This window comes from Actinospineispora acaciae DSM 45401 (assembly GCF_000620785.1).
GTDB lineage: Bacteria > Actinomycetota > Actinomycetes > Mycobacteriales > Pseudonocardiaceae > Pseudonocardia > Pseudonocardia acaciae.
In genome coordinates this window covers 57089-69129 of sequence record NZ_JIAI01000004.1, presented here as the reverse complement: position 1 = coordinate 69129, position 12041 = coordinate 57089, and the positions used below count along the sequence as shown (strand labels likewise).

The window sequence follows — 12041 nt, the reverse complement described above, 5'->3', positions numbered from 1 at the left end:
CGAGGTCAGCCCACGAGCACGGGCAGCGGCGTGCGGACCGTGTCCTCGCCGTAGTCCACCCGGACCAGGCCGTCGGCCACGATGTGCAGCCCGGGCCCGACCGGCAGCAGCAGGAAGCCGAACGTGGTGTACAGGCCGGGCAGGGCGCAGCCGAGCCGGTCGGCGATCGCGGACCGCACCGCCCGGAACGCCGCCGCCACCTCCGGCGCGGGCGCGGCGCTGAGGAAGCCCAGGATCGGCAGCGGCGCCTCGGCCAGCACGCGGCCGTCCAGCGCGGCGACGAACCCGCCGCCCAGCTCGCTGATGCGGTTGGCCACCAGCGCCATGTCGGCGTCGTCCGCTCCGACCACGCCGATGTTCAGCGCGACCGGGTTGAACGACGAGCCGAACGCGCCCCGGCGCATGCCGAAGCCCTGCAGGAAGCCGACCGCGCTCCGGCCGGTCGCGCGGTGCCGTTCGATCACCGCGACCTTCGCGACGTCCCGGCCGGGGTCGGCCGGCACCGCGCCGCCGACCACCGGCATGTCGAGGAGGCGTTCCTTCCAGCGCGGCGAGCCGGCGCCGAGCCCGATCGCGCGGACGGTCACCGTGGCGCGCCCGTCGGGAGCGGCGACCGCGAAGTCGGCGGTCGCCAGCTCACGCCCGACCCGCACGGTGTCGTGGAAGTCCGCCGGGTAGGTCACCTCCGAGGGCAGGTCGGCGACGTAGCGGCCGTGCTCGCCGACCACCCTCGGCCCGGCGACCACCGCGCTCACCCTCATGTCGGCCAGGTCCTCGACCAGGTTGACGAAGGCCAGCCGGCCGGGGGTGACGCTGCCCAGCTCGCCGGCCACGCCGAGGAAGGTGGCGGCGTTGAGCGAGGCCATCCGGATCGCGTCCACCGGCGCCACCCCGGCCGCCACCGCGGCCCGCACCCGGTGGTCGAGGTGGCCGAGGTCGGCGATCTCGTCCACGTCCTCCTCGTCGGTGCTGAACATGAACAGCCGGCTGTCCAGGCGGTGCCGGGTGATCGCGGTGAGCAGCTCGGCCATGTCCTCGCGGATGCCCGACGACCAGCGCATCTGCACGGCCACACCCAGGCGGGCGCGTTCGATCGCCTCGGCCGCGGTGCGCGCCTCGTGGTCGGAGCGGATGCCGGCGGCGACGCAGGCCCGCAGCGGCGGGCCGGACAGGCCGGCCAGATGCCCGGAGAGGATCACGCCCTTCTCCCTGGCGAGCCGCCCGATCCGGCGCTCGGCCGGGTCGCCGCGATGCTCGCGGGACAGGTACCACTCGCGGACCTCGACGCACTCCGGCCAGTCCAGCACCTCGGCGAACTCGTCCGGGTCGATCCGCTCCAGGTCGCGCGGGGCGCCGAAGGCGGGGCAGAACGGCGAGAGGAACACCCGCAGCGGGGTGCGGGCGGTCTCGTCGAGCAGGAACCGCATGGCGGCGACGCCGGCCATCGTCGCGGGCTCGTAGAAGTCGGTCACCACGGCGGCGGTGCCCAGCGGCACCACCAGGCGGGCGAACTCGGTCATGGCCAGCGCGGACGCCCCGATGTGCACGTGGCTGTCCACGAAACCCGGCACCAGGTACCGGCCGGCGGCGTCCACCACCGTGGTGTCCGGGCCGAGCAGGTGCTCCACCTCGCCGACCGAGGCGATCCGGCCGCCGGCCACCGCGACCCCGGCCGGGTAGATCTCGCCGGTGTGCACGTCCACCAACCGCCCGCCCCGGATCACCAGGTCCGCCGGCCGCTCGCCCAGCGCGACGGCGATCACGTGGTCGCGGTCGACGCCCGCGTCCCAGTAACGCCCGTTCACGCCCTGACCCCGGAGGCCGGGACCAGCGGCGGCCAGCGATCGGCCCACGGCGCCGCCCGCTCGTAGGCGCCGGCCGCGCGCAGCAGGTCGGCGTCGCCCCGCCACCGGCCGACGAGCTGCAGGCCGACCGGCAGCCCGTCCTCGGTCGGCCCGGCCGGGAGCGACACGGCCGGGTGCCCGGTCATGTTGAACAGGTAGGTCAGCGGGATCAGGTCGAACTGCGAGGCGAGCGGCACCCCGGCGATCTCGGCCGGGTAGTCGACGCCGATCTCGAACGGCGGGCACGGCGTGGTGGGCAGCGCCAGCAGGTCGTAGCGCTCGAACAGTCGGCGAACCCGCTGGTAGACGGCGGACTGGACCATCTCGGCGCGCGCCGCGTCGGTCGCCGTCCTGGCCCGTGAGTGCTCGACGCGCCAGATCATCAGCGGGTCCACGTCCCGCTCGCGCTCCGGCAGGTGCGGTTCCATCAGCGCGGCCCGCCGGTTGGCGTTGAGCAGGACGTATGCCTCGACGGCCGCGCTGAAGTCGGCGTTCGCCGGCTCGACGTCCTCCAGCTCGCAGCCCAGCTCGCCGAGCACTCCCAGCGCGCGCCGGCAGGCCCGCGTCACCTCCGCCTCGACCGGGACGAACCCCAGGTTGCCCAGCCAGCCCACCCGCCAGCCGGTGACCGGCCGCTCGGCGGCCACCACCGAGGGGAAGTCCTCCCCGGTGTCCGGCAGCGAACGCGGGTCGGCGTCGTCGGGTCCGGCCAGGACCTGCAGCATCAGGGCGGCGTCCGCGACCGACCTGGTGATCGGGCCGTTGCAGTAGGTGATCGGGTGCCACAGCATCGGGTTGGGCGCCGTGGGGATCCGCCCGTCGGACGGCTTGAACCCGACCAGGCCGCAGAACGCGGCCGGAATCCGGATCGACCCGGCGAAGTCGCTGCCCTCGGCCAGCGGCGCCATCCCGGCCGCGACCGCTGCGGCCGCGCCCCCGCTGGACCCGCCAGGGGTGCGGCCGGTGTGCCACGGGTTGCGGGTCGGGCCGAAGACCGGGTTGTCGGTGACCGCCTTGCAGCCGCCTTCCGGCGTGTTGGTCTTGCCCACCAGCACGCCGCCCGACTCGGCCATCCGGCGGGCGACCAGCGCGTCCTCCGTCGGCACGTGGTGCTCGGTGAGGCGCGAGCCGAACGTCGTGCGGATGCCCTTGGTGGGGGTGAGGTCCTTCAGCGAGTAGGGCACACCGTGCAGCGGGCCGAGGGGGTCGCCGCGCAGCACCTGCCGCTCGGCCTCCCGGGCTCGGTGGCGGGCGGTCTCGGCGGTCACCGTGCAGAACGCGTTCAGCTCGGGGTCGAGCGCCGCGATCCGGTCGAGCACCGCCTCCGTCGCCTCCACCGGGGAGAGCTCCCGCGCGCGGATCGCGGCGGCCAGCTCGGTCGCGGACACAGCGCACACGTCACCCCGACGCTCGGAGCCAACCACGCGCCCCACCTCCACCTCGTCGTGGAAACAACAAACGTTTGCAGTATTTGGCCTGAGGCGGCCACTGTCAAGGCGGACGATCAAGACCGACAAAGCGATTCCGTGGATGATGGGAGTGCTTGCAACGGAATCGACGACGCATCGCCCCCGAACCATGCGATTCAGTGCGGATTGCCGGTGCTCTGATCGCCGTGCCCACGCCCCACGTCGCCGCTCAAGTGCCCGTCCGCCGAGTTGCCGCGCTATCTCCGCAGGTCAAGACCCGTGAGTGGATAGAGGTGCCATAGCACCTCTATCCACTCACGGGTTGTGGCCAGGGCGTCGGCTGTCGCGGATGGGCGGGCCTGGGCTGCAATCGTTTGGCTCTCGTCCGACTGTCGGGCCGTCTCGTTGCTGTCGAGGGGCTGGCGCGAAGGAGTCCGGTCGACCAGGGGCTGTCGCGGGGAGCAGGGTCTCGTCGCTGGTGGTGGTCGTACGAGCTCCTGAGCTTCGAGGTCACATGCGAGCACCTGGCCGCGACCGAGGCCGCTGGTCGGGTTGGCCAGATCGTTCCGGTCGTTACAACGAAATTCGCGGTAGAACGCCCCGTAGGCGATGATCTCGGTTGAAACTAGGGGATTGTCCAAGCAAATCGACTGTGCCACACTCCCGGCTGTGCAATCGATTGCTATTCGGATGAGCCTCCCGGGCGGAGAGCTTCGGTGACCGGGCGGTTCACCGAGGCGGAGATGCGGCGGCGGCTCGGCGCGGCCCGGGACTTCATGGCCGGCGACGACCTGGACGCGCTGCTGGTCTACGGCGCCGGTTCGCAGAACGCCGACCTGTGCTGGTTGTCCAACCACCGGGACCCGCACGGCGCGCACCTGGTGGTGCCGCGTGACGGCGAGCCCACCCTGTTCGTGGCCTTTCTCAACCACCTGCCGAACGCCCGCGAGCGCAGCGCGGTGCCGGCCGAGTGGGGCGGTTACCGGCCGTGGGAGAAGGTGGTGGCGGCGCTGCGCGCGGCCGGGGCGCGTCGGGTCGGGCTGGTCGGCGGGCGCGCGTCCTACGGCTTCGGCATGCCGTACCTGCACCACCTGGCGCTGCGCGAGCTGGCGCCCGAGCTGGAGCTGACCGACGTCACCGCAGGCTTCGACGAGCTGCTCCTGGTCAAGTCCGGCGAGGAGGTCGCCGCGCTGCGCCAGTCCGCCGCGCTGACCGACCTGGCGCTCGCCGCGCTCGCCGAGCAGACCCGGGTGGGAATGACCGAACACGAGCTGGTGGCGCGGGCGGAGTTCGCCTACCGGCGCGCCGGCGGCGAGGTCGGCATCACCTACCTGCGGTCGATGGCGATGGCCGACCCGTCCGGCATCGTGCCGGCACAGCGCGCGGCCGGCCGTCGGATCGAGCGCGGCGATGTGATCATCTGCGAGCTGTCGGCGTCCTCGTGGGGGTACTCGGGGCAGGTGCTGTGGCCGGTGTTCGTCGGTGCCGACCCGACGCCGGAGTGGCAGCGGCTGTTCGACGCCGCGCTCGCGGCCTTCCAGGGGATGCGCGGCGCCGTCCGGGACGGGGCGAGCGTGGCCGACGCGATCGCCGCCGCCGAGCCGATCCGGGCGGCCGGCTACTCGATCTGCGACAGCCTGCTGCACGGCTTCGGGCTCGGGCTGCACCCGCCGTACGTCGACCCCGAGGAGTTCCACCACCCGCCCGAGGACGGCGGCGCCAGGTTCGCGGCCGGCATGGCCGTGGTGCTGCAGCCCAACCCGATCACGCCCGACCAGCGGATGGGCATCCAGCTGGGCGCGCTCACCGTGGTGACCGATCGCGGCGCAGAGTGCCTGCACGCGGTCCCGTCCGGCCCGCTGATCGCCGAGGGGTGAGGCGAGATGACCGAGCGTCGCACACTGATCAAGGGCGGGGCGGTCCTGACCATGGACCCCGAGCTCGGTGACCTGCCGCGCGGCGACGTGCTCGTCGAGGGCCGGCGCATCGCGGCGGTCGCCGCCGAGCTGGACGTGCCGGCCGACGAGACGGTCGACGCGGCGAACACGCTGGTCATGCCCGGGCTGATCGACTCGCACGTGCACCTGTGGCAGGTGCCGCTGCGCGGCCTGGCGGCGCAGTGCTGGGCGGGGGAGTACTTCCCCACGGTGCACCCGCTGGCCGGCCGCTACCGCCCGGAGGACATGTACGCCGCCACCTACGGCGGCGCGGTCGAGGCGCTCTCCCACGGCACCACGACCGTCGTCGACTTCTGCCACTCGGTCAACTCGCCCGAGCACGCCGACGCCTCGGTCGCCGCGCTGCGCGACGCCGGCGTGCGCGCGCTGTTCGGCTACAGCTTCCGGGACCGCCCGGAGGTGGCGCGCCGCGCGTTCACCGGCCATGACCAGCGGGTCCGCGACGCCGCCAGGGTCGCCGACGCGCTCGCCGGCGACGGCCTGGTCCGGATGGCGATCGCGCTGAACAACATCGACCACGTGGACGCGCCGACCGGGGCGCGCGAGCTGGCCTGCGCGCGCGAGCTGGGGGTGCTCGCCACCGTGCACTCCGTGGACCCCGGCGACATCGACGAGCTGCACCGCCGTGACCTGCTCGGCCCGGACATCGTCTGGGTGCACCAGGAGTCGGCGGGGCCGGAGCAGCTGGCGTTGCTGGCCGCGCGCGGCGGCGTGATCGCGGTGACGCCGGAGATCGAGGCGGGGATGAGCGGGCGCTACCCGGTGACCGGCCGGGCGCTGCGGCACGGCGTGCCGGTGACGCTCGGCGTGGACATCCCGAGCGGGGTGAACGCGGACCTGCTGGTGCAGCTGCGGCTGGCGTTCCAGCTCCAGCGGTTGTTCGACGCGCAACGCGAGCGGATGGAGGGCCGGGACGCGGTGCGCACGCCCCGGGTGCCGGCGCTCACCGCCCGGGACGTGGTCCGGCTGGCGACCGTCGACGCGGCGCGCGCGCTCGGGCTCGGCGACCGGGCCGGCAGCCTCATCCCGGGCAAGGACGCCGACGTGCTGCTGCTGGCCACCGCCCCGTTCGGGCTCGGCGCCGGCGACCTCGCCGCGCACGTGGTGTGCCACGCGTCGGCGGCCGACGTGGACTCCGTGCTGGTGGCGGGGGAGTTCCGCAAGCGCGGCGGCCGGCTGGTGGGCGTGGACGAGGGCCGGCTGCGCCGCGACCTGGCGGCCGCGCGCGGGCACGTCCTGGCCGGGGCGAGGTGATCGGATGAGCGCCACGACACGGTTGACCCTCGGGGTGTTCGGCCCCTCGCCGATCGCGCGGCTGGCCGCCGACGCGGGGCACTTCGCGGCGCGCGGCCTCGACATAGAGCAGGCCCGGGTCGGCTCGTCGGTCGAACAGTTCCGCGACCTGCTCGCCGGGCGCTACGACCTCGTGCTGACCAGCCCGGACAACGTGCTCGGCTACCGCTTCGACCCGGCCAACCCGCTCGGCGGCGTGCACGACGTGCGGATCCTGGCCGCCGCGGACAGGGGGCTCGGGCTCTCCGTCGTCGGCGCACCCGGGGTGGGCGACATCGCCGGGCTGCGCGGCGGGACGGTCGGGGTGGACGCGGTGCGGTCGGGTTTCGCGTTCGCGCTGTACCGGACGCTCGCCGCGCACGGCCTGGAGCGCGACCGCGACTACCGGGCGGTACCGGTCGGCGGGACACCGCGCCGGCGGGCCGCGCTGCTCGACGGCGCGTTCACCGCCACGCTGCTCTACGGCGGGCACGACCTCGCCGCGATCGCGTCCGGCTGCCGCCGGCTGGCACGGGTGACCGACGTGGTCGGCCCCTTCCTGGGCACGGTCGTCGCGGCCACCGGGCGCTGGGTGGAGGAGCACGGCGAGCTGGCGAGGGCCTTCCTGGCCGGATGGCTCGCCGCCGCCGCTGAGCTGGTCGCGCCCGAGGGCCGCTCGGCCGCGCTGCGCCTGCTCGCGGAGCAGACCGGGCTGGGCGCCCCGGACGTCGAGGCCTTCCACGCCGTGCTGACCTCGCCGCGCGAGGGCGTGGTGGTGGACGGGCGCGTCGACCCTGCCGCGTTGGCCGCCGTGGCCGGGCTGCGCGCGGAGGCGGGCGGCCCCGGCGCGGTGAGCGCCTCGGTCACCGACCCGCTCCCAGGGCGGCTGGTCGACGACCACTTCCTGCCGATGGCATCGACCACGAACCGGAGCCGGCCATGACGCGCGGCCGCGCGGCCCGCCTGGGCCGAGGGGTGGCGGCGTTGCTGGTCGCCGCGCTGGTCACCGGGTGCGGCGGCGCCGGGGCCGACAGGTCCACCACGCCGCTGCTCATCGGCACCTCCCTGCCGCTGACCGGCGCGGACTCCCAGACCGGCGTCGCGGTGGAGCAGGGCTACCGGGCGTGGGAGAAGGTGATCAACGCCTCCGGCGGCATCCTCGGCCGGCAGGTCGCGTTCAAGATCCTCGACGACGCCGACGACCAGAACACGGTCATCAGCGACTACAACGCGCTGATCGAGCGGTACCGCGCGGACTTCGTGGTCGGCACCTTCTCCAGCCGGCTGACCATCCCGGCCTCCACGGTGGCCGAACGCCACCGGAAGCTCTACCTGAACCCGGCGGGCGGGGCGCGACAGGTCTTCGAGCGCGGCAACCGGCTGCTGTTCTACACCGAGCCGGCCGCACCGTGGGAGTTCGGCACGCCGTTCGCCCGCTACCTGGCCAACCTGCCCGCCGACCAGCGTCCGAGGACGGCGGCCTACGTACTCACCCAGGACCCGTTCACCAGCACCACCGTGGAGGCGATCAAGCCGATCCTGGAGGCCGCCGGGGTGGCCACCGTGGTCAACGAGACCTACCCGATGGGCACCCAGAACTTCGACCCGATCGCCGCCCAGGTCAAGCAGAGCGGCGCCCAGGTGGTGATCGACGCCGGTGGGTTCGAGGACGAGACGGCGCTGGTCCGCGCGCTGATGAAGGCCGGAGCCACGCCGAGGTTCCTCTACCAGACCAACGCGCCGGCCTTCCTGAAGGAGTACCCGGCGGCGATCGGCGCCGCCAACGCCGAGGGCGTGTTCTACCCGGCCGGCTACAACGTCGAGCTGAACAGCCGGGACAACCCCGCGTTCGTGGCCGCCTTCCGGGAGCTGTACCACACCGACCCGTCCGGCCTGGCCGCCTACGCCTTCGCCGCCGGCCAGGTCCTCACCGCCGCGCTCACCGCCGTCGGCGAGGAGGGCGTCAAGGACCAGCGCAAGCTCGCCGACTGGCTGCGGGCCAACTCGGTGGACACCGTCGCCGGGAAGCTGTCCTGGGATGCGAAGGGGATCTCCCAGGGCGTGGTGGCCACCGGCCAGTGGCAGGGCGGCCGCACCCGGATCATCCTGCCGCCCGAGCTCGCCCAGACCACCACCGTCCGCGCTTGCTGGCGGGCCTGCTGAACGGGGGCCGAGGTGACCGACCTTGCCCAGGCCGTCGTGCTCGGCCTGCTCATCGGGGGCACCTACGCGCTCGTCGGGTGCGGCCTGTCGCTGATCTACGGCGTGATGGGGATCATCAACTTCGCGCACGGCGCGCTGCTCATCCTCGCCGCGTTCCTCACCTACACGATCTGGCAGGCCACCGGGCTCGACCCGCTGCTCGCGCTGGTCGTCACCACCCCGCTGATGTTCGGCCTCGGCTGGGCGCTCTACAGCGTGCTGATCCGGCCGGTGCGCGAGGAGTTCGTCGGGGCCTCGGTGCTGCTCCCGTTCGGGCTCGCGCTGCTGGTCGAGGCCTCGATGGGGACGATCTGGGGCAACAACACCAAGTCGATCCGGCCGTCCTACGTGGACGACTCCTACCACGTCGGCGGGCTGTTCCTGCCGAAGGTGCAGCTGTTCGGGGTGGGGTTGGCGGTGCTGCTGCTGGTCGCGCTGGTGGCGTTCCTGCGCCACACCTGGACCGGCCGGGCCATCCGGGCCGCCTCGGCCAACCCCCGGGGCGCCGAGCTGGTCGGGGTCGACGTCGGTGGGGTGTCGGCCATGACGTTCGCCCTCGGCGTCGCGGCCACGGCGGCCGGCGGGTCGATAGTGGGCGTGCTGTTCTCGTTCGTCCCGGGCTCCGGGACGCAGTGGCTGGTGCGGCTGCTGGCGATCGTGGTGCTCGGCGGCATGGGCAGCATCGGCGGCACCGTGATCGCCGGCCTGGTGCTCGGCGTCGCGGAGAGCCTGACCTCCCGGTACGTCGGCCTGGTGTGGACCACCGCGGTGCCGTACGTCGTGGTGTTCCTGGTGCTGCTGGCCCGGCCGCACGGGCTGCTCGGCGCGCGGCTGCGCGAGGACGTGGCGTGACCCGCCGGCTGGCCGTCGCCGCCGCCGGGCTGCTGCTCGCGGTGTTCCCGCTGGTGGTGTCCAACCAGGCGGACCAGAACATCGTGATCCTGTCCCTGGTGCTGGCGGCCGGCGCGGTGGCCGTCAACATCATGGGCGGCTACGCCGGCTACTACTCCTTCGGCGAGGCGGTGCCGTTCGGTGTCGGCGCGTACACCGTGGCCGTCCTCGCCGAGCACGCCGGCGGCTCGCCGTTCCTCTGGCTGCCGGTCGCGGCGCTGGCCTCCGGGGGGTACGCCCTGTTCGTCGGCGCGGTCGCGGTGCGGGGCCGGGGGCACGCCTTCGTGGTCCTGACCATGGTGGCCCTGCTGCTCGTGCAGTTCGTCGCCACCCAGTGGCAGGACCTCACCGGCGGGCCGGCCGGGTTGCCGCTCCCGACGCTGGGCTGGGACCGGGACTTCCAGAACTGGCCGTTCCACTATGCGCTGCTCGCGCTGCTCGCCGGCGCCCTGCTGCTGTCCGCCCGGCTGCGGCGGACGCGGCTGGGCATGGGCCTGCTGGCCATCCGCGAGGACGAGGACAAGGCCGCGACGATCGGCATCGGCACGCATGCGTACAAGATCGTCGGGTTCGTGCTCAGCGCCATGCTGCTCGGCCTGGACGGCGGGATCTACGCCTACTACGCCGGCTTCGTCGACCCGGTGGACACGTTCAGCCTGGTCCTGAGCGGCCAGCTGTTGCTCGCGGTGCTGCTCGGCGGGGCCGGCACCCGGTACGGCCCGGTGCTCGGGGCGTTCCTGCTGGAGCTGATCGACTACTACGGCAACCAGACGTTCGGCGGCGGGAACGCCCGGCTGTTCATCGTCGGCGGGCTCATGGTCGTCGTCGTGCTGTTCCTGCCGACCGGCCTGCTGCCCAGCGCGCGCGCCTGGCTGCGGGCGCGGCGGGCGCGTGGCACCGCCTCGGCGGTCGGGCGGCGGCTGGCGGACGTCGAGCCGGGCGGCGGCGCGCTGGTGGTGCGCGCTCGGAGGGCCGAGCCCGACGCTCGCGAGCCGCTGCTGCGCGTCGAGGGGCTGCGCAGGTCGTTCGGCGGCCTGCGCGCGGTGGACGGCTGCTCGTTCGAGGTCCCGCACGGTTCGATCACCGGGCTGATCGGCCCCAACGGCTCCGGCAAGACCACCACGTTCAACCTGATCGGCGGCACGATGCGCGCCGACGCCGGGCACGTGTGGCTGTCCGGAGAGTGCATCGACGGCCTTCCGCCGTGGACCCGCGCGCACCGAGGCCTCGGCCGCACGTTCCAGCTCACCCGGTCGTTCGCCCGCCTGACGGTCCTGGAGAACGTGGTGGCGCCGTACTCGCCGCACGCGGTCACGAGCGCCGACCGCGCCGAGGAGCTGCTCGACTTCGTCGGCCTGCACGGATTCCGCGACCAACCCTGCGGCTCGCTGTCCTACGGGCAGCGCAAGCTGGTCGAGCTGGCGCAGGTCCTGATGCTCGACCCCACGCTGGTCCTCCTCGACGAGCCCGCCGGCGGCATCAACCCGCGCCTGGTCGAGCGGATAGCCGGGCTGATCCTGGCCCTCAACCAGCGGGGCATCACCTTCCTCATCGTGGAGCACAACATGCCGTTCATCCTGGAGCTGAGCGACCGCGTGCTGGTGCTGGCCCGAGGCTCGTGCCTCGCGTCTGGTACCCCCGCCGAGATCCAACGCGACCCGCTCGTCCGGGACGCCTACCTCGGTGACGAGCTCACGGGACAGGGGCACCCTCGGCCATGACACCACTGCTGGAGCTGCGCGGCGTCGTCGCCGGATACCGGGGCGGCGGCGACGTCCTGCGGGGCGTGGACCTCGCCGTCGAGGAAGGCTCGATCGCCTGCATCGTGGGGCCCAACGGTGCCGGCAAGTCCACGGTGATGCGGCTGGTCAGCGGGCTGCTCGCGCCGAGGGCGGGGCAGGTGCTGTTCGCCGGCGAGCCGATCGGGGGCAGGCCGCCCGCGAAGATCATCCAGGCCGGCGTCGTCCAGGTCCCGCAGTCGCAGGGCCTGTTCCCGGACATGACGGTGCGGGAGAACGTCCTGATGGGCGCGTACCCGCTGCGCCGCGACCGGGCCCGGGTCCGGACGAACTACGCCCGGGTCCAGGAGATCTTCCCCATCGTCGCCGAGCGCGCAGAGGACAGGTCGGGCAACCTCTCCGGCGGGCAGCGGCGGATGGTGGAGTTCGCCCGCGCCCTCATGCTGGAGCCAAGGATGGTGCTGCTGGACGAGCCGTCCGTCGGGCTCGACCCGAAGGCCCTTCAGGGCGCCTACGAGAGCGTGCGCCGGATGAGCGAGGCCGGCCGAACCGTGCTGTTGATCGAGCAGAACGTGCGGTTCGGCCTGCGCCTGGCCACCCACGGCATCGTCATGGAGGGCGGCCAGGTCAGGTTGACCGGCCCCGCCGAGCAGGTCCTGAACAACCCCGAGATCGCGGACCTCTACTTCGGCGGCTCCTCCGCGCACAGCGGCGCCGGGTAACGAG

Annotated in this window: 9 protein-coding genes; 7 read left to right on the top strand and 2 right to left on the bottom strand. The window is 73.7% G+C overall.

Annotation, left to right across the window (positions count from 1 at the left end; translation table 11 throughout):
• Positions 1-5 precede the first annotated feature (5 nt).
• Together N912_RS0120400 and N912_RS53360 are read right to left on the bottom strand one after the other, a co-directional pair.
• Complete coding sequence (locus N912_RS0120400) at positions 6-1805, bottom strand: adenine deaminase C-terminal domain-containing protein (RefSeq protein WP_028923858.1); 1800 nt, start codon at positions 1803-1805, stop codon at positions 6-8.
• Entirely contained in the window at positions 1802-3232 is a 1431-nt protein-coding gene (locus N912_RS53360) for an amidase (RefSeq protein WP_051580505.1), read from the bottom strand. The genes N912_RS0120400 and N912_RS53360 overlap by 4 nt, the downstream gene beginning before the upstream one ends.
• Positions 3233-3969: 737 nt before the next feature.
• Between N912_RS53360 and N912_RS0120390 the strand changes: the two genes are divergently transcribed.
• Genes N912_RS0120390 through N912_RS0120355 form a run of 7 tightly spaced genes read left to right on the top strand, consistent with a single transcriptional unit; the run spans position 3970 to position 12037 of the window.
• Entirely contained in the window at positions 3970-5130 is a 1161-nt protein-coding gene (locus tag N912_RS0120390; RefSeq protein ID WP_028923857.1) for a M24 family metallopeptidase, read from the top strand.
• Between the two features lie 6 nt (positions 5131-5136).
• Positions 5137-6465 carry an amidohydrolase family protein gene (locus tag N912_RS53355; RefSeq protein ID WP_051580504.1) on the top strand — a complete coding sequence of 443 codons (1329 nt, stop codon included), beginning with the start codon at positions 5137-5139 and terminating at the stop codon, positions 6463-6465.
• Between the two features lie 4 nt (positions 6466-6469).
• Positions 6470-7426: an ABC transporter substrate-binding protein gene (locus N912_RS0120375; protein WP_028923856.1), complete on the top strand. Its 957-nt coding sequence runs from the start codon at positions 6470-6472 to the stop codon at positions 7424-7426.
• Positions 7423-8646 carry an amino acid ABC transporter substrate-binding protein gene (locus N912_RS0120370; RefSeq protein ID WP_051580503.1) on the top strand — a complete coding sequence of 408 codons (1224 nt, stop codon included), beginning with the start codon at positions 7423-7425 and terminating at the stop codon, positions 8644-8646. Before N912_RS0120375 ends, N912_RS0120370 begins: the two co-directional genes overlap by 4 nt.
• Before the next feature lie 12 nt (positions 8647-8658).
• On the top strand, positions 8659-9537 hold the full coding sequence (locus tag N912_RS0120365; protein ID WP_028923854.1) for a branched-chain amino acid ABC transporter permease: 879 nt from the start codon (positions 8659-8661) through the stop codon (positions 9535-9537).
• A complete protein-coding gene (locus N912_RS0120360) occupies positions 9534-11297 on the top strand; it encodes a branched-chain amino acid ABC transporter ATP-binding protein/permease (RefSeq protein WP_028923853.1) in 1764 nt (587 codons plus the stop codon). Before N912_RS0120365 ends, N912_RS0120360 begins: the two co-directional genes overlap by 4 nt.
• Positions 11294-12037: an ABC transporter ATP-binding protein gene (locus N912_RS0120355; RefSeq protein WP_037065765.1), complete on the top strand. Its 744-nt coding sequence runs from the start codon at positions 11294-11296 to the stop codon at positions 12035-12037. The genes N912_RS0120360 and N912_RS0120355 overlap by 4 nt, the downstream gene beginning before the upstream one ends.
• Positions 12038-12041 lie beyond the last annotated feature (4 nt).